The sequence below is a fragment of the Gordonia iterans genome, assembly GCF_002993285.1.
Lineage (GTDB): Bacteria > Actinomycetota > Actinomycetes > Mycobacteriales > Mycobacteriaceae > Gordonia > Gordonia iterans.
Window position 1 is genome coordinate 2353976 of the sequence record NZ_CP027433.1, and the last position, 21827, is coordinate 2375802.

Genomic DNA, 21827 nt, shown 5'->3' on the forward strand with positions numbered 1-21827 from the left:
TCGAATCAGGAATCGAAGTCGGAGTAGGGGAGTTGTTCGACGAAGTACGCGTCCAGGTCGTCGATCTTGGCGACCACGCGCACCTTCTCGTTGTGGTGGAAGTCCCGATCGGCGGTGACGGTCACCTGGCGTGATCCGAGCGGCGTCGAGATCTCTGCCGTTCCGTAGTGGCCGGCCATCAGCGGCTCGACGATGCGCGCCGAACTCCCGATCACCTCGACGGTGGGAAGTTCCTCGGCGGACCGCCACAACCAGCGGATCACCGCGGCCGCAGTGATCGCCATGATCAGGCCCGCACCGGCGCCGGCCACCAGCGCCACGCCGTTGCCGGTGCCGGTGCCGCCGAACTGGATCATGCTGCCCGCGACCAGCCCGAACCCGGTGACGAACGGCATCAGCAGGGACACGAAGCCCGCACCGGAGTCGCCCAGGTCGAAGTCGAACTCGCCGAAGTCCAGGCCGACGAGCGAGAGCAGCATCAGCACGAGGCCGACGCCGCCGATGATCAACAGGATGATGCCGAGCACGTGACCCCGTTTCTCCGTAATGGGTGACTTCAACCCTACAGGTGACGATCGGGCTCCCGCGGCGGTCCGAAGGCCTGCCGGGCTGCGGTGACCGTCGCCAGGGTCACGCAGCCCTCGGCGTGGTCGTTGACCAGGCCCATCGCCTGCATGAATGCGAAAGCCGTTGTCGGCCCGACGAACCGCCAGCCACGCCGCTTGAGGTCCTTGGCCATCGCGATCGATGACGGTGAGGTGCTCACTGACGCAGGCACCGTGATCTCACCGGCTGGAATCTCCCAGCTCCAGAAGTAGTTCGCGAGCGTCCCGGTCTCGTCGACCAGTTCCAGTGCGCGCCGGGCGTTGTTCACGACGGCTTCGATCTTTCCCCGGTGGCGGATGATCCGGGCGTCTTCGAGCAGCCGGGCGATGTCGTCCTCGCCGTACTCGGCGATCTCGGCGAAATCGAAGCCGCCGAACACTTCCCGGAATGCCGGCCGCTTGTTCAGGATGGTCCGCCAGCTGAGACCCGACTGAAAGCCCTCCAGGCTGACTTTCTCGAACAGACGACGGTCATCGACGACCGGGAAGCCCCACTCGGCGTCGTGGTACTCGAGCATCCCTGGACCGTCCGCCGCCCAGTGACATCTCAGCGCGCCGTCCGGCGCCGGGTACAACTCCACGGCGCTCACTGTAAGCGGCCCGTCCGACAGCCGGATCCGCCGGCGGAATAGCGACCACTCCCACGGGGTTGAGGACGTCATGAGCGACTCCGGTTACGACCCCCGGCAATTGATCTCCGACACCTCGATCGGCGTTCTGGCGACGCTGAAGGCCAGCGGGATGCCACAACTGTCACCGGTGACCGCCGTCTACCACCGCGCCGCCGACGTCGTCTACATCTCGATGACCGCCGGTCGCGCGAAAACCGCGAATCTGCGCCGTGATCCCCGCGCAGCGATCGAGTTCACGAGTCCGGACGGCTACACGTGGGCCACTGCCGAAGGACCGGTGACGTTGAGCGGCCCCAGCGACGATCCGGACTCAGCGGAAGTCGATGCATTGGTCGACTACTACCGGCTCGGCGCGGGAGAGCACCCGGACTGGACCGAGTACCGGCAGGTGATGGTCGACGACCGGCGCGTCCTGGCCGCCCTGCACGTCGAGCGCGTCTACGGCGAGAAGCTGCGCTGACCGGCTGCGGAGATAGTCGCCGTAGGGCCTGGTCGGCGCGGCTCGGACCCGCCGAATCCGTACGAACCGGCTCAAAACGCGTGGCCCTCGCGTTCCTCTCACACGCTGGTGACACCGCCCTCAGAACGGCGGGTGGGGGGGCCGGGATCCTCCCGGCGCAGGCCTGACATGTGGAGGAAACCATGAGGAAGTTCGCCAATCGCAAGACCGCCGCCGTCGTCGCCGGACTGGCCGCCACCACCCTGGTGGCCGCCGGGTGCAGTGATTCCGAAGACGAACCCGCCGCCACGAACTCGGTCGTCGCGTCTGCCACCGAGTCCGGAGCCGCGGACGGCGCCGATCACGACCACGCACACGACGTCGAGTTGAAGACCGCCGACGGTCAGACGGTCACGCTCACGGGACCGATCGCCGCCAAGTACTCCGCCGCCACTGAGGATCAGAAGGAGGATCTCGGCGCGCCCCTCTCCGGCGCCGACGCATCCGGAACCAGCGACAGCGGCGTGGTGTTCCAGCAATTCGCCGGCGGTGTGATCACCGCCAAGAACGGCGACGACGGTACCCCGGCGTACATCACCTGGGGAAAGATCCGCGACGCCTGGAACGTCAAGCGCAACGCCGAGGGCGAGCCCGATCCCGCGGGCAAGGGCGGTTCCGACGGCCCGCTCGGTGCGGCGACAAGCGATGAGACCGAGACCGGCGACGTCATGAAGTCGACGTTCGACAATGGCGAGATCACGTACGACGAGGACTCCGACAAGGTCGTCGTGACCGTCAAGGGCAAGGTCGTCGCGACCGAGTGACCCCACCGCTCGAATCGGGATCCCGGCCGCCGCCCGCGGCCGGGGTCCCGGTGGTTTCGGGACCTTCGTCCGCGGTCCGCACGACGCCGGCGCGCGTAGGTTGGTAGGCGTAGGCGTCGGCGTTTCGGCTGGTTCGCACGCCTCACCCGCTCGGATGCGACCCAGGGAGTTGATACCGGTGCCTACCGTGAATGCGCCGATCATGGCAGCCGTCGACGGCTCAGAGCATGCCCTGGACGGGGTGCGCTGGGCGGCCCGCGCCGCCGCCCGTACCCACCGGCCGCTGCATCTGGTGAGCGTCGTCGACCGTCCGGCCTTCCAGTTCGGCGAGGGCATCGTGACCGCGCAGGCATTCGCGGACGCGTCCCGGGCGCTGGCCGACGGCGCTCTGGACGTCGCCCGTTCGGTGGTCTCGGAGGTCGCGACCGACGTCGAGACCAGCGGTGAGATCGTCGTCGGACGTCCCGCACTGGTGCTGCGCGATCTCACCAGCCGCGCGCACATGATGGTCCTCGGACGCCGCGGACTCGGCGGCGTCGCCGGCCTGCTGCTCGGCTCGGTGAGCACTTACGTCTCGTCGCACGCGAGTTGTCCGGTCGTCGTCGTCAGCGAGGACCCGCCGACCGGGGGGCCCGTGGTGGTCGGCGTCGACGGATCGCCGGTGTCGCAGGCCGCGACCGAGGTCGCCTTCGCCCAGGCATCTGGACTCGGTGTCGGCCTGATCGCAGTCCACACCTACGGCGGGTACACCGGGGTGCAGACCTTCGACGTCGTTCAGCAGGGCCGTCAGCGGATCGTCGACGAGGCCCGCGCGGGACTCGGGTCCCGCCTGGCCGGCTGCCTGTCCGACTACCCCGACGTGAACGTCCAGACGGTGGTGACGATCGAAGAGCCCGCCGCGCAGATCATCGAAGCAGCCTCCCTCGCTCAGCTGATCGTGCTGGGCAGTCGCGGGCACGGCGGATTCCGCACCCTGCTGCTCGGCTCGACGAGCCAGGCCGTTTTGCAGGTCGCCCACTGCCCGGTGATGATCGTCCCGGGGTAGGGAAGCGGGCGAGTGCACGGTCGGCCCGGTCGGTGGAATCGGTGTGGCGGATCATGGCGCCCAGTCCTGCAATCGCGCTGCCTGCCGGGTGACCGCCCGATCCGGGATAGTCCGCAACGCGGCGTCACGCACCACGCCGAGCGGACCGGAGGACTGCATCACGCGCCCGATCAGTGCCGCCTGCCAGGCGATCCTCCGGCTGCGGGGCCGGCGTCTGCGGTCGTAGCGCAGCAGCGCCTGCGGTATCGCAGCCGGGTCTTGCGTACGGATCGCGGGCGTGAGTTCGCGGACGAGCACCGCGGCATCCTCGAGCGCCTGATTGGCCCCCTGTCCGAGGTCCGGGGGCATGGCGTGCGCGGCATCGCCGAGAAGTACTCGTCGCCGGAGAACGTACGACGGCGGCGGCTCGGACAGATACTCGATCGGCAAGTAGGAGATCTGTGAAGCGGCGGTCGAGGCGATGAGTTCCGGGATCGGTCGGTGCCATGACGCGAACCCGGACTCGAGCGCTTCGACGGCCGGACGTTCGGTGCGGTCGGCGTTCACGACGGCGAACCAGTAGACGCGGCCGTCACGGAGCGGCACCATGCCGAATCGCTTGCCCCGGCCGACGGTCTCCCCGTGGGCGCGCAGCGGTCGGCCGTAGGGGGCGATCCCCCGCCAGGCCCCGTAGCCCGCGTAGGCGACGGAGGCGTCGTGGGGCCAACCACGACGTACCCGGCTGCGCAGGCCGTCGGCGCCCACGACGAGGTCGTATCCGCCCATTCGGTCCCCGCCCGCCGTGACGACGCCGTCGTCGTGCGCCGTCGCCACGTCGACACCTGTGCGGACGTCCACGCCGATCGCCGCGGCGAGGAGCGCCCCGTGCAACTCGGTGCGATCGGCGATGCGGAGGTCCCTCGTCGCCGTGGGCGCACCCCGGACCAGCCAGCGGCCGTCCGGTCGCCGGATGCCGGATTGACCCTCCGGCGCCGTCGGCGCGACCACGGCGCGCACTGCTGTGTCGAGGCCCAGCGCCTCGAGCGCCCGGAACCCGTTGCCGAACAACGAGAGTCCCGCGCCGACTCGACCGAAACGGTCCGTCCGCTCGACGACGGTGACCTCGGCCCCGGCCCTGCGGAGCGCGCCTGCCGACGCGAGTCCGCCCACGCCTGCGCCGACGACCAACACACGAATCGACCCGCGTCCCATGGGTCGACCGTACGGGGCCCGGCCGCCCGCGGTCACGGGTCGACGAGACTGTCGGTACCCCGCCCTAACCTGTCGGTACCTCGGCAGTCCGCCGGGTACGACGAGACGGGGGGAGGGTGCCGTGGCCAAGAGCAAGGACGACAATCCCGGTTGCCTGCTGACTGTGGTGGGTGTCCTGGTTATCGGGGCGATCGCAGCGATCCCGGCAGGGATCTGGATCGTGCTCGGCGCGCTTGCCGGGACCGTCGCACTCGTCTGGATCATGGCCAAGGTCCGCGCTTGGCTGTCGGCGAAGCGGGCCTTGAGACAGGCGGCGGCAGAGGAGGCACTCCGGGCCGAAGAGAGGGCCTGCGCGGAGCGTGAGGAGTGGGAGAAGCAGCAGCGCGCCCGGCGACTGGGCAAGAAGAACGCCCGCTGCCTCGAAGCCGCGATATTCGGCGCACAGCGCATCGCCGACTCGGACGCGGCACGGGAGGGCTGGCTCGGCGATGTGGATTTCGGCACCGACATCGCGAGTATCACCGACAGTTTCGGGAAGGCGGCCGGACTGCGCGAGACCGCCGACCGGCTTGCGAAGCTGCGGAGCCCGGGCGACGACGATCGGCGGATCGTCGCCGAGGCGCGTTCGGCCGCAGACGCCCTCGAACGATCCGGCACTGAGTGCGCGGACCTCATCGGCCGGTGCGCGGCAGAGGTACAGCTGATCGACCAATCGCTGCGCCGTGAGCGGGAGGAGGCACGGACGGCGCAGCAGCGCGCCGAACTCCACCGCGAGCTGAGCACGATGCTCTACGGCATCGAGGCGGCGCCGACACCGCACTCCGCCGACTCCGGTGCGGCGCGGGTGATGACGCGAGTCTCCGGCTACCGGGAAATCAAGCAGCAGATCACGCTGGTGCGGCAGCGTGCCGTGGACTCGGGGCCGCGGCCCGAGGCTCTTCCGTAGGATGTGAGGCGAGTCGCGCCGCGCGGTCGGCGCACGTCAGGAGGTCCGGGCGATGGGCGAGCGGGACGACGGCGCCGCCGTTGTCGGCCTGGTGGTGCTGGTGCTCGGCGTGGTCGTCGCGATCGCGGTGCCGAAACCGGTGTGGATCACGTTCGCGATCATTCTGGTCGCCGCCGGGAGCGTCGTCGTCGGCACTCTCGTCCGCAAGGACTTCACGCAGCGGCGCGAGCTTCGCGTGGCCGCCGAGCGAGCGATCTCGGAGGAACAGGTGCAGTTGGTCAAGGCTCGCCGGAGGGATCGGCTGGGAAGCGAGAACCTCGAACGGCTCGAGGCCGCGCACGAGGCGGCCGATCGGGTCGCCGCATCCGAGGCCGCGGCCGAAGGCTGGCTCGGCGAGGTCGACTTCGCCGACGATCTGCGCACCATCGCCGACCACTTCGAGAAGTCGACCGCGCTGCGCAAGACCGCAACCGACCTGACAGCGCTGGCCGACCCCGGCCCCGATGATCGCCGTATCGTCGGCGACGCACGGATCGCCGCCGAGCGCCTGGATTATGCGGCGAACCGCCTCGCCGACTTGATGATCCGGTGTGCAGATGAGGCCGACCTGATCGACGACTCGTTGCGCAGGCAGCGGGAGGCCGCGGAGAACGAACGCCGGCGCGCCGAACTCCACGGAGATCTCAGTGCCATGCTCTACGGGGCGGAGAACACGCCGGATGAGGGTGCTGCCGAGTACGGCGCCGAACGGGTCCTGGCACGGGTGGCCGCCTATCGCGAGATCGTCGAAGAGATCGCGCGCGTCCGGGACACCGAGACCGGGCCGTGATCGCCGGCCTCAGCGGGCGCGCTGCCGTCAAGAACCGGTCACGACGGCACGATTCGGCGTCCTCGTACCGATAGAGTCGGGCGGAAAGTCTGGATCGGCCCGTTCCGGACCGGCCCCGCGCCGAATACCCGAGAGGAACCCATGACGAAGCTCGCTCACCGTCGTACCGCCGTCGTCGCCGGCCTGTCCGCCCTCGCGCTGATCGCCGCGGGCTGCAGCGGTGACAAGAACGACGACGCGGCGCCGCAGTCGTCGGCGGTCGCGACGACGGCGGGGGAGTCGACGGAGTCGGTGCAGGCCGACGCGGAGGAGTCCACCGGCACCGTCGCCGAGACCGTCGCGACGACGGCCCCCTCCGAGGTGAAGCTCACCGGGGAGCGCGACGTCGAGGTGACGCTGACCGGTCCGATCGCCGTCAAGTACGCGTCCGCCACCGCCGCGCAGAAACAGGCCCTCGGCAAGCCGCTGACCGGTGATCACAACGCCGAGACCCGGGAAAGCGGTGTCGTGTTCCAGCAGTTCCAGGGCGGTGTGATCACCGCGAAGAACGACGACCCCGGCACCCCCGCGTACATCCTCACGTCGGGCAAGATCCGCGACGCCTGGAACACCGAGCGCGGCCCCGACGGCACTCCGCTGCTCACCGGGAAGAACGGCTCGGCCGGACCGCTCGGCGTGCCGACCAGCGATCTCACCACCGAGGGCGACCTCGAGGTCGTGACCTTCGAGCACGGCAAGATCACCGAGAACACCAAGACCGGCGCAGTCACGGTGACGGTCAACGGCAAGGTCGTGCCTTCCGGCCTGCGGTAACGGACCCCGGCAGGACGGGTACTGGCGGAGACTCCCAGCCCAGCGGCGCCCCGCCTACCGTGGATCTCATGGACAACCGAGCCGAAGTCCGCGAGTTCCTCACCACTCGCCGCGCGCGTCTCCGTCCCGGCGACGTCGGACTCCCCGCCGCGGCCAACCGTCGAGTCCCCGGTTTACGGCGGAGCGAGGTCGCGACCCTGGCCGGCGTCAGCGTGGAGTAGTACACCAAGCTCGAGCGGGGGGCGATCAGCGGCGCCTCTCCGCAGATCCTCGACGCGCTGGCCAAAGCCTTGCTGCTCGACGACGCCGAGCGGGCGCATCTGTTCAACCTTGCTCACGCCGCTGGCCCGGTGGCCCGGCCTCCGAAGCGGCGGAGCGTGACATCGTGGACTCCGCATCCCGGCCTCCAGTGGGTGCTCCACGCGGTCACCGGAGGGCCGGCCTTCGTGCGCAACGGACGCATGGACATCCTCGCCGCCAATCTGCTCGCCAGGGCCTTCTATCGCTCGGTGTTCGACATGCCCGGCTCTTCGCCGAACATCGCCCGTTTCACCTTCCTCGACGAGCGCGCAGCCGACTTCTATCCGGACTGGAACGCGTTCGCTGAGGTCACAGTCGCCATCCTGCGCACTGAGGCCGGGCGCGATCCGCACAACAAGGATCTACACGATCTCATTGGCGAGCTCTCGACCCGGAGCGACGAGTTCCGCCGGCTCTGGGGTGCCCATGACGTCCGCCATCACGGCTCCGGTTTCAAGACGTTCCGGCATGACATCGTCGGCGAAGTGACCTTGGCCTACGAAGGACTGTCCATGGAGGCCGAGCCCGGTCTGTCGCTTACGGTCTACACGGCCGAACCCGGCTCACCGAGCGCCGAGCGCATCGAGCTCCTCGCCAGCTGGGCCGCGACACACGAGCAGCGGCCCCGGACCAGCGGCCACGAGCAGCGCGCGGCATCCGACGACCGGCACTGACCTGCATCCCGAACAGGAGTCGACCATCGATAACCAAGAGTTCCTCGCCCACATGGACGCCGGCGAACCCGCAGTTCCGGGCACTGCGTCGGCGGAGTCGATGCACCGTCTCGCAGAAGAGGCGATCGCACTGTGCATGGAACTGAACACGCGCTACACGACTCCTGATGAACGCGTCGAGATCATGTCGCGCATCACCGGACGTCGGGTGCCTGCAAGCTTTCGCGTGTTCCCGCCGTTCACCACCGATTGCGGCAAGAACATCCGTATCGGCGAGCGCGTCTTCATCAACAGTGGCTGCCGGTTTCAGGACCAGGGCGGCATCACGCTCGGCGACGATGCGCTGATCGGACACAACGTGGTGATCGCCGGCCTCAACCACGCCATCGCTCCGGACGAGCGAGCGACCACGGAACCCCGGGCCGTCGTGATCGGTGCGCGGGTGTGGATCGGAGCCAACTCGACCCTCGTACCAGGGGTCACGGTCGGTGACGGCTCGATCGTCGCCGCCGGCTCCGTCGTCACCAAGGATGTTCCGCCCTACATGATCGTGGGAGGGGTCCCGGCCCATCCGGGAGATCGAAGTCTGAGCCCGCTCGCGCTCGCGCGAAGTCCCCGCCGAGGGTGGTACTCCGAGGGCCTCCCCGCGGAGGGCCTCGCCGTGATGAACTGAATCGGAGAACATAGGCGGAAGATCCGATCGAAGGAGTAGCGCGGATGCGTGGAGTGATCATGGACGCCCCGGGCCGGATTTCGGTGGGGGATCGGGAAGAGCCCCGCATCGTCGAACCGACCGATGCGGTGATCCGGCTGGTGGCGACGTGCATCTGCGGATCCGACCTGTGGCCGTATCGCGGCGTCGAACCCGTCGATCATGCCGCGATGGGTCACGAGTACGTCGGCATCGTCGAAGAGACCGGTGCCGCGGTGAAGACCGTGAAGCCCGGCGACTTCGTCGTCGGATCGTTCGTCATCTCCTGCGGGGAGTGCCCGATCTGCCGCGACGGCTATCAGTCCAAATGTGTGAACTACGCGTTCGTCGGCGCCACCATCGGCACGCAGGCGGAGCGGGCCCGGATTCCACTCGCCGACGGAACGCTGGTCGCCACGCCGGGCATGCCCGACCCGGACCTGATCCCTTCGCTGCTGGCGGCTTCCGACGTGCTCGGCACAGGCTGGTACGCCGCCGACGCCGCGCAGGTGGGCGCCGGGAAGACCGTCGCCGTGGTCGGGGACGGGGCCGTCGGCCTGATGGGCATCCTGGCGGCCGGGCAGATGGGCGCCGAGCGGATCATCGCGATGTCGCGGTACCCCGAACGTCAGGCGCTCGCACGCGAGTACGGAGCCACCGACATCGTCGAGGAACGCGGCAAGGAAGGCATCGCGAAGATCAAAGAGCTCACCGACGGGCTCGGCGCGCACAGCGTCATCGAAGCAGTCGGGACCCAGGAATCGTTCGCGCAGGCGATCGGAGCGACCCGCCCCGGCGGACACGTCGGGTTCGTCGGCGTCGCCCACAAAGGCGTGACGCTGCCGATGGACAAGCTCTTCTTCGCCGAGATCCACCTGCACGGCGGACCGGCTCCGGTGCGCCGCTATCTGCCCGACCTGATCGACCGCATCTGGAAGCGCCAGATCGATCCGGGGAAGGTCTTCGACCTCACCCTGCCGCTCGAGCGAGCCGCCGAGGGCTACGCGGCGATGGATCAGCGCCGCGCCACCAAGGTGCTGCTCACGCTCGACGGCGAGCGGCGCGCCGACTGAGCGGACGACTGCAACCGGCTGCATCCCGCGACGGCGCCTTCGCGGCGGGCTAGCGTGAGCGCCACCACAGTTCCGACCGGGAAAGAGACTCTCGATGCGCGCAGCCCGCTACTACGATCGCCACGACGTCCGCATCGAGGACGTCCCCGAACCCGAGCTCGCGCCCGGCACCGTCGCCGTCGAGGTCGCGTGGTGCGGAATCTGCGGCACCGATCTGCACGAGTACCTCGAAGGCCCCATCTTCATTCCGCCGGCCGGGCATCCGCATCCCCTCTCGGGGGAGTCCGCGCCGGTCGTGATCGGGCACGAGTTCTCCGGTACCGTCATCGCGCTCGGGGAGGGCGTCGACGACCTCAGCGTCGGCGAGAACGTCGTCATCGAGCCGTACATCATCGGTGACGACGTCGACACCGGCCCCGGCTCGGACTACCAGCTGAGCAAGGACATGAACTTCATCGGTCTCGGCGGCCGTGGGGGAGGTCTGGCGGAGAAGATCGTCGTGCGACGACGGTGGGTGCACCCGATCGGCGACATCCCGCTCGATCAGGCCGCGCTCATCGAACCGCTCTCGGTCGGCCATCACGCGTTCGTGCGTTCGGGGGCGAAGGCCGGCATGACCGCGATCGTCGGCGGCGCCGGGCCGATCGGCCTGCTGACCGCGGCCGTCCTCAAGGCCGAGGGCCTCACCGTCTACATCTCCGAACTGTCGGACGCGCGCAAGGCGATGGCACGCAAGACGGGCGTCGCCGACGAGGTCTTCGATCCGCGCGACGGAGACGTCGCCGAGAAGGTGCGCCAGCTGACCGACGGTCGCGGCGCCGATGTCGGGTTCGAATGTTCTTCCGTCCCTGCCGTTCTCGACATGCTGATCGATGCCGTCCGTCCGGGAGGAGTGATCGTGAACGTGTCGATCTGGGGGCACGAGCCGCCCGTCGACATGCCGAAACTGGTCCTCAAAGAACTCGATCTGCGCGGCACCATCGGCTACGCCAACGACCACCCGGCCACCATCGCTCTGGTCCAGAGCGGCAAGCTTGATCTCGCCCCGTTCATCACCGGCCGCATCGCCCTCGACGAGTTGGTCAGCAAGGGCTACGACCAGCTGATCAACAACAACGAGGAGCACGTCAAGATCATCGTGAACCCGCACGCCTGAGGCAGGGCGGCATCCGGCCGAACGGGGCGTCGTCAGTCGGCTCGGTATCCGCGGACGATTCGCGCAGCGACCTCCTCAATGAAGCGCCGGTCGACGTCGTCGTCGCTGAACAGGGCGCGGAAGTAGATCGGCCCCGAAGCCATCTCCAAGAAGGTCCGGGGGTCGACACCGACGGGGAGCTCGCCACGGAGACAGGCGCGTTCGACGATCTCGCCGCTGCGGGCGAACCGTTCCGCCCAGAAGCCGGTGCGGGCGGCGAGGATGTCATCGTTGGAGTCGCCGGCCGCAAGAGCCGCATACAGCACCGCGCGGACCGCGCGGTCTTCCAAGGCGTCGGCGATCTCCGTCAAGAGCAGTTCCAGATCGCTCTGCAGGGCACCCGTGTCCGGAGTCGCCACGGCGGATCGAGTGAACTGAGCCATCAAGTCCCCGACGAGCGCAGCCTTCGTCGGCCATCGACGGTAGACCGTCGTCTTGTTGACCCCGGCACGTTTGGCCACGTCGGCGAGCTGAAGACCGTCATAGCCGACGTCCCGGAGAACTTCCAGGGCCGCGGCGTGCGCGGCTGCGACGACCCGTGCCGATCGACCGCCGGGCCTTGGGCGGGAAGACGATGATCCGTCGGAGTCGGCCATGCGGCCATCCTTTCAGGTTTCGTTGACGCAGCTTCGCCGGGGCGGTATAAATGCAACTGTAGTTGCGTTAACAACCGATAAGGCGAGAGCGGGCGTACACATGTCGAACCAGCACCTGAACATCGCCGGGCTGATCAATGGGCGCCGAGTGACTCGCGACGAGATCCTCAGCTGGGAGGCCAAGCGGATCCCGAAGGCCGCGCGAAAGATCGGCCCGCCCGTGCCGCTGGGCGACTTCACTCGCCAGAAGGAAGCCTTCTGCGACAGCAAACTCGAACTCGCACCGGACGAGATCCGGCAGCCGCCTGGCCCGTGACATCACCCTCTCGGACGCCACGGCCCGCACGACGACGCGGCTGTCCGCAGGCCGACGTTCGACGAGGTTGTCGACGAAGGAGCTGTAATCATGACCACCGAGGCCCCCGCCCAGTCCGCCCGGAAGCCCGACCCGCGCCGAGCGCGCACGCGAGCGGCCCTGATCGCCGCCGCCCGGAGGCTCCTCGCCGAAGGTCGCGTCGCGGTGAGCGTGCAGGAGATCACCACCGAGGCGGGCGTCGGATTCGGCAGTTTCTACAACCACTTCGACAGCAAAGAGGACCTCTTCAGCGAGGCCGTCGCCAACACTCTCGATATCTGGGGGGAGATGCGCGACGTCGTCGTCGCAGGCATCGACGACCCCGCCGAAGCGTTCGCCACCAGCTTTCGCATGATCGGTCGCGTGCAACGCCGGCTCCCGGAGATGGTCCGCGTGATGCTCAACCAGGGCATGTCGGTCCTGCTGACCGATCGCGGACTGCGCCCTCGCGCACTCGCCGACCTCCAGCGCGGCATCGACTCCGGCCGATTCTCAGTCGCCGACGCGGAGGTCGCTCTGATGATGGTCGGCGGCGCCCTGCTGGGCCTCATGCAACTCCTGGACGCCGACCCGCACCTCGACGACGCTCGGATCTCGGATGACTACACCCGTCACATGCTCCTCATGCTCGGCCTCGACTCGACCGAAGCCGACCGCTTGGTGACCCTGCCCCTGCCCGCCGCCCCGGACATCGGATGAACGTCGCGGCCGCGCGACCGCTGCGACGGTAGTCCACCCGGACAAGACCGAATACGGCCGGCACGCCGACCGGCCGCCGCCCCGGGTCCACAGCATCCGCACGAAGTCCGAGATACAACTGATGTCCGTTTACTGTCACGAGGCCTGACGTGCCTCACGGCCTGGTGCAGACCTGCCGGTGCATCTGCACACCCACGACACCCCCGGCGGCCAGCTCGCGACGCTTCTCGCGGCGATCGATGCGGGGGTCGACGCCGTCGATGCCGCGTGCGCCACCATGGCGGGCACCACGTGCCAGCCGTCACTGTCAGCGCTCGTCGCCGCCACGGAAGGCGCCAGGCGCGCCACCGATCTGAGTCTGGAAGCGGTGGCCGCGATGGAGCCGTACTGGGAAGCGGTGCGCCGCGTCTACGCCCCGTTCGAGTCGGGACTGACGTCACCGACGGGGCGCGTCTATCGCCACGAGATCCCCGGAGGCCAGCTCTCGAACCTCAGGCAGCAGGCGATCGCGCTCGGCGTCGCGGACAGGTTCGAACAGGTGGAGGACATGTACGCCGCCGCGAACGACATCCTGGGCCGCGTTCCCAAGGTGACTCCGTCGTCGAAGGTGATCGGCGATCTCGCCCTCGCTCTGGTGGCGGCCGGCGTCGATCCCGCCGCATTCGAGGAGGACCCCGGCGCATACGACATCCCGGCAAGCGTGCTGGAGTTCCTGCACGGCGAACTCGGTGTTCCGCCGGGAGGCTGGCCCGAGCCGTTCCGCTCCAAGGCGATCGCCGGACGGATCTGGGAGCCGCGTACCGCCGAGCTCTCTCCGGAGGATTCGGCGAAGCTGAACAGCCCTGATTCGGCGAGCGCCGGGCCACGCTCAATCGGCTGCTGTTCCCCGGTCCGACCCGCGACTTCGAGTGTGCCCGTGAATCGTGGGGCGACGTCTCGGTCCTTCCGACCGTCGACTTCCTGTACGGGCTGCGGTTCGGCGAGGAGCACGCGATCGAGATCCAGGAAGGCAAGGAGCTCTACCTCGGGATAGAGGCGATAGGGGAGCCCGACGACGCGGGATTCCGCGCGGTCCTCTGCACGATCAACGGGCAGCTGCGTCCGATCACGGTCCGCGATCGTTCGGTGCAGGGGAACGAGGTGGTCACCGAGAAGGCGGATCCGGACGATCCCGGCCACGTGGCAGCACCGTTTCAGGGCGTCGCCGCCGCGACCGTGCAGGTCGGCGACGAGGTTCAGGCCGGCGATGCAGTCGCGATGATCGAAGGCATGAAGATGGAGTCCTCTAGCACGACACCCGTCACGGGTGTGGTGCGGCGGATCGTCGTGCCGACGCCTCGATCGGTCGAGGCGCGCGACTTGATCCTGGTGGTGGAGAATACGACCGCTCGGTGACCGCACGCGGTGGGTCACCGACCTCTTCGACGAGCGCGAGGGCGATCGACGAAGCTGCGCATCACGGCATCATTCGGGTCAAACCGGCCGATTCGGGAGTAGACTGTGAACCCCGAGTCTTCAGGAGACGACGATGTCTGCTCGTACCCGTCAACACGTTCTCCGGACCCTCGCAGTCGCCGTGGCTGCCGCGACCGCGACAGTCCTCAGCCCGACCGGGGAAGCGGCCGCCGCCGTCAGACCGGGCCTGTATACGTCGACGACGTGGTCGTCCGGCATCATCCTCCTGCAGCGGGAAGGCCGCGTTCAGAACGGCGAGCTCGTCCTCATCGGGCGGTACCGGATTCACCCGACCCGCAACGGCGGGTACGTGGACTTCTTTCCGAGCCACCGCGTGATCATGAACAGCGACGGCCGCGGCGGCTACGAAGGCCCGGCCTTCCTCGGCGGCCTCGAGGTCGGGCGATTCACCCTGACCCCGCGCTGACGGTCACGACCGGGAGGCCGTGGTGCAAGGCCGCTTCCGTTCTGACCATGACGGCGTTTGTCTGAACATTCGGTGAACAACCCGCTGCACCGGCCCCGGCCCTCGACCGCCGACCGCAGTGCCGGATACAGTCCGAGGCGACTCGGACGTGATCGGAATGGGCGGCGATGACCAGAGAGGCGGCGAGACCAAGTCTCGAGCGCCGGTTCGGCGTGGGCGACGCGGTGGTGATCGGGCTGGGATCGATGATCGGGGCGGGGATCTTCGGAGCCCTCGGACCGGCGGCCGCGGCCGCCGGATCCGGAATCCTGATCGCACTTCTCGCGACAGCCGTGGTGGCGTACTGCAACGCGACCGCATCAGCCCGCCTGGCAGCCCGGTACCCGCAGTCCGGCGGCACGTACGTGTACGGGCGTGAGCGCCTGGGTCCGTTCTGGGGCTTCCTGGCCGGCTGGTGCTTCGTCGTCGGCAAGACGGCCTCGTGTGCGGCGATGGCTCTCACGGTCGCCGCATATGCCTGGCCTGAGCATGCGCGGGCGGTCGCGGGGGCCTCAGTGGTGGCGCTGACCTCGGTGAACTGCCGAGGTGTGCAGAAGTCGGCATTGCTGACGCGGATGATCGTCGCCGTCGTGCTCGCGGTGCTGGCGGCCGTCGTGGTGTCCGCGCTGGGCTCCGGGGCGGTGCACTCCGACCGGTTGGCCGTCGGTGGCGACGTCACCGCCTACGGGGTGCTGCAAGCGGCCGGGCTGCTGTTCTTCGCGTTCGCAGGCTACGCCCGGATCGCCACGCTCGGCGAAGAGGTGCGTGACCCGAGGCGCACGATTCCCGTGGCGATTCCCGTCGCACTGGGGCTGGCGCTGCTCGTGTACACGGCGGTCGCGGCCACGACGCTCGCGGTGCTGGGCCCCGCGTCGATGGCCGCGTCGGCGGCGCCGCTTGCCGAGGTCGCCCAGATCACCGAAGTGCCCGGGCTGGCAGTCGCCGTCGCGATCGGCGCCGGGGTGGCGGCGCTGGGCTCACTGCTTTCCCTGCTCCTCGGCGTCTCCCGCACCACGCTTGCGATGGCCCGCGACGGCCATCTGCCCACGACGCTCAGGGCGGTGCACCCGCGCTACAAGGTGCCGCATCATGCCGAACTCGCCGTCGGGATCGCTGTCACCGCGCTGGTCCTCACCGTCGACATCCGTGAGGCCATCGGGTTCTCCTCGTTCGGCGTGCTGGTCTATTACGCGATCGCCAACGCGTCGGCGTGGACACTGAGGTCAGCCGAGGGCCGGACCCGAAGGACGATTCCTGCTGTCGGCGCAATCGGATGCGCAGTTCTCGCGTTCACTCTGCCGTGGCAGTCGGTCGCCGCCGGAGCAGCGGTCGCCGCTCTCGGCGCCGTCGTGTACTGGACTCGGCAGATGCTCCGCGGCGGGTAGAGGTGCAGCCGCGGTTGGGGGAAGCATTACCCGACAGCCAGCGTAGACAGCGAGGCAACTCCCAATAGTGAACACCCTGCGTATTGCATCCGCGCGTATTGCGCCCATATCGGCACCGAGTCAGCGTGGCTTCCGTCGTCTATGGAGCCGTGACCTCCGGGGTGAGGTCGGCGGCGAGCGCCCGGATGCGGGCGGTGATGTCGTCGCGGACCAGGCGCATGCGTTCGATGCCGTCGATGCCGCGTTCGGAGGGCTCGTCGGTGTCCCAGTTGATGACGGTGACGCCGGGGGCGTCGACGACGGCTTCCCGGCCCAAGGTGATCACTTTGTCGACGCGGGCGAGCAGGGCTGGGTCGATGCCCACCGGGACGTGTCCGGTGATGTCGACGCCGACTTCGGCGAGGGCTTCGGCGGAGAGTGCGTTGACGGCGGTGCCGGGGCGGGTGCCGGCCGAGTGGACCTCGATCGCATCGCCGGCGGCTTGGCGCAGGAGGCCTTCGGCCATCACGGACTTGCCGCCGTTCTTGACGCAGACGAACAGCACGGATGGTGTCATGGCAGGCCCCTTTCGGTGGGCTGAGAAGTGTTGGGGGTGAACCGGTTGCGGAGGGCGAGGGAGACGTAGACCAGGGCGACCAGGACGGGGACCTCGATGAGTGGTCCGACGACGCCGGCCAGGGCTTGGCCGGAGGTGGCGCCGTAGGTGCCGATCGCGACGGCGATCGCGAGTTCGAAGTTGTTGCCCGCTGCTGTGAACGCGAGTGTGGTGGTTCGTTCGTAGCCGAGGCCCAGGAGGGCGCCGAGGAGGTAGCCGCCGCCCCACATGATGGCGAAGTAGGCCAGTAGCGGCAGTGCGATGCGGGCGACGTCGGCGGGACGGGAGGTGATCTGGTCGCCTTGCAGACTGAAGAGCAGCACGATCGTGAACAACAGCCCGTAGAGGGCCCACGGCCCGATGCGAGGCAGGAACGACTGTTCGTACCAGTCTCTGCCGCGGCGACGTTCCCCGATCCGTCGACTGAGGTACCCGGCGAGCAGAGGGATGCCGAGGAAGATCAGCACTGACTTGGCGATCTGCCAGGGCGAGGCGTCGATCGTGGTCTGTTCCAGGCCGAGCCAGCCGGGCAGTACCGACAGGTAGAACCACCCCAGAACGGCGAACATCAGGACCTGGAATATCGAGTTGATCGCCACCAACACGGCCGCGGCCTCGCGGTCTCCGCAGGCGAGGTCATTCCAGATGATCACCATCGCGATGCAGCGGGCCAGGCCGACGATGATCAGGCCAGTGCGGTACTCGGGCAGGTCCGGCAGCAACAGCCACGCCAGGGCGAACATCAGTGCCGGACCGACAACCCAGTTCAGGACTAGCGATCCAATGAGCAGGCGTCGGTCGCCGGTGACGGTGCCGAGGCGGTCGTAGCGGACCTTCGCCAGCACCGGGTACATCATGATCAGCAACCCGAGTGCGATCGGCAGGGAGATCCCGTCTACCTGAATCTTGTCGATGACGGTGTTCAGGCCCGGGATCATCCGACCGAGCAGTAGCCCGGTGACCATCGCCAACCCGATCCACACCGGAAGGAACCGGTCCAGCGTCGACAACTTCCCGGCGACGCTGCGGCTCGGCGTCTGGACGCTCATGCCAGGGCCTTCCCGGTCAGCGGTGCCACGATGCCGGCGACGACGTCGAGGGCGGCCGGCACCACCCGATAGTGCACCCACGATCCGCGACGCTCGGACTCCAGGAGCCCAGCGGTCCGCAGGACCTTCAAGTGGTGGGAGACCGTCGGCTGCGAGACATCGACCGCCGGCGAGATGTCGCACACGCACGCCTGACCGCCGTCGTGGCTGGCGATCAGGCTGAACAACTGCAACCGCACCGGATCGGCGAGCGCCTTGAACACCGCGGCCGCCTGCACCGACTGCTCGGGCGTCAACGGCTCACGCACCAGCGGCGAACACCGCACCGGCGGGACCTCGATTCCCATTGATTTCGACATTCATCGAAATTGACACTGGTCGATATAGGGTGCAACACGAGCCTTGTCCTGCGTGGCGAAACAGACCAGCTTCAGTGCGGGTTCATCGATCGCGATGTCCCTTCTCAGCGATCCTGACATCTCGTGAGACGCGAGACCCGCAGGATCACGCGGGCGTCCATGGCCCTGAGAGCGCCGACCTGTCTCATCAGACACGACAGTAACGGCCGGGGCGTGCGCTTCTTACGAGCTGCGTGTCATGTCGCCGGACCCGTTAGCTTCGAATGTCGGTGGTCGCGTCTAGCGTGAGCGGTATGCAATGTACTGCTCCTGTCCAGGGCCATCGAAGGTCAAGCCCCGGGTAGTGGTGTAACTGGTTTGTGATCCTTCGTTTGTGGTCAGGCGGGGAGCTCCATCAACGGGTCGGTGCTCACCTCCGTCTGCGAGTCGGGGTCGGTGGTCAGGGTGAGTCGGCATCTGCTGAGGACTTCCAGGCCGAGGTAGCGGCGGCCTTCGGCCCATTCGTCGGTCTGTTCGGCCAGGACTGCGCCGATGAGGCGGACGATGGCGTCCCTGTTGGGGAAGATGCCCACGACATCGGTGCGCCGCCGGATCTCGCGGTTGAGTCGCTCGGTGGGGTTGTCGGACCAGATCTGTCGCCACACATCATCAGGGAACGCGGTGAACGCGAGGAGGTCCTCGCGTGCATCGCCGAGGTGCTCGGCGACCTGCGGTAGTCGGTCTTCGGTGTACTCCAGGAGCCGGTCGAACTGGGCATGGACGGCGTCCGCGGTGGGTTGGTCGTACACGCTGTGCAGCATCGCTTTCACAGCCGGCCACATAGATTTCGGGCACGCGGCCATCAGGTTCGCGGCGTAGTGGGTGCGGCAGCGCTGCCAGGCCGCTGCGGGTAGGTTCGCTGCGATCGCCTCGATGAGCCCGGCATGTGCGTCGGAGGTCACCAGGCGAACTCCGCCCAGGCCGCGGGCCACCAGATCGGCGAAGAAGCTGTTCCACGAGGCTGTGGTTTCGCTGGTCGCGACTTGCATGCCGAGGACTTCGCGGTGGCCGTCGCCGTTGACGCCCGTAGCCAGCAAGACGACTGCTTTAACGACCTGCTTGTTCTCCGCGGACCTTGATCGTCAACGCGTCGGCGGTGACGAAACGTGAACGGCCCCACCTCGTCCAGGCGGCGATGCCGAAAAGCAGTGACCTGTTCGTCGAGGTCTTCGGCCATCCGGGAGACCTGCGACTTCGACAACGAATCGATGCCCAAGGTCTTGACGAGCTTGTCCATCCGGCGGGTCGAGACTCCCGCGAGGTAGCAGTCCGCGACCACGGTGATCAGCGCCGATTCGGCGCGTTAGCGGCGCTCGAGCAGCCATTCGGGAAAATTGCTGCCCGAGCGCAGTTTCGGCACGGCCACTTCGAGGGTGCCCACGCGGGTATCGAGGGGTCGGTGCCGGTAGCCGTTGCGGTAGTTGGTGCGCTCGGCCGAGCGGGCGTTCCACTCGGCGCCGCAGACGGCGTCGGCGTCGACCGAGAGCAGGGCGTTGATCATCGTCTGCAGCAAGTCACGCATCAGATCAGGTGATGCATCGGCGAGCTTGGCCTAACAGGACAGATGCGCGAGACCCTGACAACTTCGATGACACGAGAGGTTTACTGGAAAGCCTGCATATTCAATCAGCGCGTATTGCAGATCTGGCAGTGCGTCGGGTCGACGGGTGGGTCTCGGCGATGGCATGCCGATGTTCCGAGGAACTCGCTGGCGAGTCGTCGTGTCTGGCGATGTCGTTCGGGGTTCAGGCGCACAGGTGCCGACCGTGACGGCGATCGCCAGTTCGAAGCAAGTCCCGACCGAACCGCCGAAACTGGGGGGGCACATGGGGAGTTGCGGCCCGCGAACTCACCCAGTCCTTCACGCACACGAAGCCTGGGTGACTGACCTGACTCGTGCCACATTTTGGTGACTTGGCTCGGCGGGTCGTTGCGACCTGGGGTTTTGGCCGCTGGTAGTGCCCGTTTAGGGCACTAAACTGGGTGTCTACGATCGATCGTGTGGGGTTGTTCGTCCGGAAGGTGCGGACCGCGTCGGGTGCGACAGCGGTACAGATCGTGTCGAAGGAACGTGGTGTGCGCCGGATCGTCGAACACATCGGATCGGCGCATTCACCCGAAGAACTCGCGGTGCTGCTCGAGGTCGCCGATACGAAGCTCCATGCAGGTCAGCTCGCTTTCGACTTGTCGGCGTTGGCGCCGGCGAAGGTCCCGGCGGTCCCCGAGGTGGCCGGGTCGCAATCGCGCGTGTTGTGGAAAGTCCTCGAACAGGGCTACCGCGATCTCGGGTTCGACAAGATCGGCACTGACGCGTTCAAACAGTTGGTGCTGGCCAGGATCGTCGAACCGACGAGCAAGGCCGACACGATCCGAGTGCTGGCCGAACTCGGAGTGCCTTCACCATCGCTGCGCACGATCTGGCGCACCCTCACACGCAGTGTCAGCGAGGACTGGCGGACACAGCTCGCTTCGGCGGCGTTGGGGCATGTCACCGCGGGCGGGGCCCTGTCTGTCGTGATGTACGACGTGACGACCCTGTACTTCGAAGCCGAGAACGAAGAAACCTTCCGGAAAGTCGGGATGAGCAAGGAACGGCGGGTCGACCCCCAGATCCTCGTCGGGATGCTCGTCGACCCGACCGGGTTTCCCCTCGAAGTGCACTCCTTCGCCGGCAACCGGGCAGAGACCAGCACCCTGCTGCCCGTGCTCACCCGGTTCCGCGAACGCCACCACGGCGCTGACGTCGTCGTCGTCGCTGACGCCGGAATGCTGTCGGCCGCTAATCTCAACGCCCTGCAGGAGGCAGGTTTCGATTTCATCGTAGGGTCCCGCACCGGCTCGGCGCCACGTGACCTGGCCGAACACTACGAACGCCGCGGCACCTACCTTCGCGACGGCCAAACCATCGAGACCAAGCGGACCATGGGGACCGGCGCGCACGCTCGCACACGGCGGGTGGTCTGGCACTACTCACGCAAACGCGAGCGCCGCGACAACATCACCTTGAACAAGCAGATCGAACGAGCCCAGGACATCGCCGACGGACGGCGCCGGCCGAAGAAGGACCGATTCGTGGCCCTCGGGAACCAGCCCGGCGTGAACTGGGACGCGGTCGACAAGGCCCGCTCCTACCTCGGCCTCAAAGGCTATGTCACCAGCCTCTCCAAAGACACGCTCTCCGGCGAACAAGTCGTCGCGGCCTACCACGACCTCTTCCGAGTCGAGGAATCATTCCGCATGGCCAAAAGCGACCTACGGGCCCGGCCGATGTTCCACCACCAGCGTGACTCCATCGAAGCGCACCTGACCATCGTGTTCGCCGCACTCGCCGTCACCCGCCACCTCACCGACACCACCGGCTACTCCATCAAACGCATCATCACCACACTGCGCCCAGTCCGCGACGTCATGATCCGGGTACGCGGACAACACGTCATGGCCGAAACACCACTCGACGGAACCGCCGCCTACATCATCGCGAAACTCCACGCCTCAACGGGGCACTAAAGTGGCACGACTCGGGACTTGGCAGGTACCCGATATCCGGTCCACCCCGTCCTGGAGTCCAGGGG

22 protein-coding genes and 4 pseudogenes are annotated in these 21827 nt (G+C 67.9%); 18 read left to right on the forward strand and 8 right to left on the reverse strand.

What is annotated here, in order from left to right; genetic code table 11:
* Positions 1–5 precede the first annotated feature (5 nt).
* Together C6V83_RS10785 and C6V83_RS10790 are read right to left on the reverse strand one after the other, a co-directional pair.
* Positions 6–527 (reverse strand): hypothetical protein, encoded by a 522-nt coding sequence (locus C6V83_RS10785; RefSeq protein ID WP_105942401.1) that lies wholly within the window; start codon positions 525–527, stop codon positions 6–8.
* Positions 528–562: 35 nt separating this feature from the next.
* The gene (locus C6V83_RS10790; RefSeq protein ID WP_407646152.1) at positions 563–1186 is read right to left on the reverse strand and encodes a DNA-3-methyladenine glycosylase I; all 624 of its coding nucleotides are present in this window, start codon (positions 1184–1186) and stop codon (positions 563–565) included.
* Positions 1187–1265: 79 nt separating this feature from the next.
* Between C6V83_RS10790 and C6V83_RS10795 the strand changes: the two genes are divergently transcribed.
* The 3 genes from C6V83_RS10795 (at position 1266) to C6V83_RS10805 (ending at position 3545) form a co-directional block, all read left to right on the forward strand.
* Positions 1266–1697, forward strand: a complete 432-nt coding sequence (locus C6V83_RS10795) for a PPOX class F420-dependent oxidoreductase (RefSeq protein WP_105942403.1) — start codon at positions 1266–1268, stop codon at positions 1695–1697.
* A 182-nt stretch (positions 1698–1879) separates the two neighbouring features.
* On the forward strand, positions 1880–2500 hold the full coding sequence (locus C6V83_RS10800) for an LGFP repeat-containing protein (RefSeq protein ID WP_105942404.1): 621 nt from the start codon (positions 1880–1882) through the stop codon (positions 2498–2500).
* Between the two features lie 178 nt (positions 2501–2678).
* A complete protein-coding gene (locus C6V83_RS10805; RefSeq protein ID WP_234353685.1) occupies positions 2679–3545 on the forward strand; it encodes a universal stress protein in 867 nt (288 codons plus the stop codon).
* 51 nt (positions 3546–3596) lie between these two features.
* On the opposite strand, the gene C6V83_RS10810 is transcribed toward C6V83_RS10805, so the two are convergent.
* The gene (locus C6V83_RS10810) at positions 3597–4880 is read right to left on the reverse strand and encodes an FAD-dependent monooxygenase (RefSeq protein WP_325027260.1); all 1284 of its coding nucleotides are present in this window, start codon (positions 4878–4880) and stop codon (positions 3597–3599) included.
* Here C6V83_RS10810 and C6V83_RS10815 point away from each other — a divergent pair.
* The 7 genes and pseudogenes from C6V83_RS10815 to C6V83_RS10845 all read left to right on the forward strand — a co-directional run bounded on the left by C6V83_RS10815 (position 4858) and on the right by C6V83_RS10845 (position 11218).
* Positions 4858–5682 carry a hypothetical protein gene (locus C6V83_RS10815; protein ID WP_105942406.1) on the forward strand — a complete coding sequence of 275 codons (825 nt, stop codon included), beginning with the start codon at positions 4858–4860 and terminating at the stop codon, positions 5680–5682. The genes C6V83_RS10810 and C6V83_RS10815 overlap by 23 nt on opposite strands.
* A gap of 52 nt (positions 5683–5734) precedes the next feature.
* Positions 5735–6511 (forward strand): hypothetical protein, encoded by a 777-nt coding sequence (locus C6V83_RS10820; protein WP_105942407.1) that lies wholly within the window; start codon positions 5735–5737, stop codon positions 6509–6511.
* 141 nt (positions 6512–6652) lie between these two features.
* Complete coding sequence (locus C6V83_RS10825) at positions 6653–7324, forward strand: LGFP repeat-containing protein (RefSeq protein WP_105942408.1); 672 nt, start codon at positions 6653–6655, stop codon at positions 7322–7324.
* A 68-nt stretch (positions 7325–7392) separates the two neighbouring features.
* Positions 7393–8298 (forward strand): annotated as a pseudogene (locus tag C6V83_RS10830) (MmyB family transcriptional regulator).
* A gap of 52 nt (positions 8299–8350) precedes the next feature.
* The gene (locus C6V83_RS10835) at positions 8351–8971 is read left to right on the forward strand and encodes a DapH/DapD/GlmU-related protein (protein WP_199832493.1); all 621 of its coding nucleotides are present in this window, start codon (positions 8351–8353) and stop codon (positions 8969–8971) included.
* Positions 8972–9015: 44 nt separating this feature from the next.
* Positions 9016–10062, forward strand: coding sequence for a zinc-dependent alcohol dehydrogenase family protein (locus C6V83_RS10840; RefSeq protein ID WP_105942410.1), 1047 nt, complete (start codon positions 9016–9018; stop codon positions 10060–10062).
* Positions 10063–10156: 94 nt separating this feature from the next.
* On the forward strand, positions 10157–11218 hold the full coding sequence (locus tag C6V83_RS10845; RefSeq protein ID WP_105942411.1) for a 2,3-butanediol dehydrogenase: 1062 nt from the start codon (positions 10157–10159) through the stop codon (positions 11216–11218).
* Between the two features lie 32 nt (positions 11219–11250).
* On the opposite strand, the gene C6V83_RS10850 is transcribed toward C6V83_RS10845, so the two are convergent.
* On the reverse strand, positions 11251–11853 hold the full coding sequence (locus C6V83_RS10850; protein WP_105942412.1) for a TetR/AcrR family transcriptional regulator: 603 nt from the start codon (positions 11851–11853) through the stop codon (positions 11251–11253).
* Positions 11854–11953: 100 nt separating this feature from the next.
* Between C6V83_RS10850 and C6V83_RS10855 the strand changes: the two genes are divergently transcribed.
* The 7 genes and pseudogenes from C6V83_RS10855 (at position 11954) to C6V83_RS10875 (ending at position 16213) form a co-directional block, all read left to right on the forward strand.
* Positions 11954–12169, forward strand: a complete 216-nt coding sequence (locus tag C6V83_RS10855) for a hypothetical protein (RefSeq protein WP_105942413.1) — start codon at positions 11954–11956, stop codon at positions 12167–12169.
* A 90-nt stretch (positions 12170–12259) separates the two neighbouring features.
* On the forward strand, positions 12260–12907 hold the full coding sequence (locus tag C6V83_RS10860) for a TetR/AcrR family transcriptional regulator (RefSeq protein ID WP_105942414.1): 648 nt from the start codon (positions 12260–12262) through the stop codon (positions 12905–12907).
* Between the two features lie 376 nt (positions 12908–13283).
* Positions 13284–13685 (forward strand): annotated as a pseudogene (locus C6V83_RS19140) (pyruvate carboxylase); the annotation flags it as partial.
* A gap of 101 nt (positions 13686–13786) precedes the next feature.
* Positions 13787–13867, forward strand: a pseudogene (locus C6V83_RS19145) (hypothetical protein); the annotation flags it as partial.
* Between the two features lie 165 nt (positions 13868–14032).
* On the forward strand, positions 14033–14302 hold the full coding sequence (locus C6V83_RS19150) for a biotin/lipoyl-containing protein (RefSeq protein WP_456071337.1): 270 nt from the start codon (positions 14033–14035) through the stop codon (positions 14300–14302).
* Between the two features lie 133 nt (positions 14303–14435).
* Entirely contained in the window at positions 14436–14789 is a 354-nt protein-coding gene (locus C6V83_RS10870) for a hypothetical protein (protein ID WP_105942415.1), read from the forward strand.
* 167 nt (positions 14790–14956) lie between these two features.
* The gene (locus tag C6V83_RS10875; protein ID WP_105942416.1) at positions 14957–16213 is read left to right on the forward strand and encodes an APC family permease; all 1257 of its coding nucleotides are present in this window, start codon (positions 14957–14959) and stop codon (positions 16211–16213) included.
* Between the two features lie 139 nt (positions 16214–16352).
* On the opposite strand, the gene C6V83_RS10880 is transcribed toward C6V83_RS10875, so the two are convergent.
* The 4 genes and pseudogenes from C6V83_RS10880 to C6V83_RS10895 all read right to left on the reverse strand — a co-directional run.
* The gene (locus C6V83_RS10880; protein ID WP_105942417.1) at positions 16353–16769 is read right to left on the reverse strand and encodes an arsenate-mycothiol transferase ArsC; all 417 of its coding nucleotides are present in this window, start codon (positions 16767–16769) and stop codon (positions 16353–16355) included.
* Positions 16766–17857 (reverse strand): ACR3 family arsenite efflux transporter, encoded by a 1092-nt coding sequence (arsB, locus tag C6V83_RS10885; RefSeq protein ID WP_105942418.1) that lies wholly within the window; start codon positions 17855–17857, stop codon positions 16766–16768. Before arsB ends, C6V83_RS10880 begins: the two co-directional genes overlap by 4 nt.
* Positions 17854–18216, reverse strand: coding sequence for an ArsR/SmtB family transcription factor (locus C6V83_RS10890; protein WP_199832494.1), 363 nt, complete (start codon positions 18214–18216; stop codon positions 17854–17856). The genes arsB and C6V83_RS10890 overlap by 4 nt, the downstream gene beginning before the upstream one ends.
* Positions 18217–18593: 377 nt before the next feature.
* A pseudogene (locus C6V83_RS10895) lies at positions 18594–19801 on the reverse strand (IS256 family transposase); the annotation flags it as partial.
* A 455-nt stretch (positions 19802–20256) separates the two neighbouring features.
* Here C6V83_RS10895 and C6V83_RS10900 point away from each other — a divergent pair.
* Entirely contained in the window at positions 20257–21762 is a 1506-nt protein-coding gene (locus C6V83_RS10900) for an IS1634 family transposase (protein ID WP_105942419.1), read from the forward strand.
* The last annotated feature ends 65 nt before the right edge of the window (positions 21763–21827 follow it).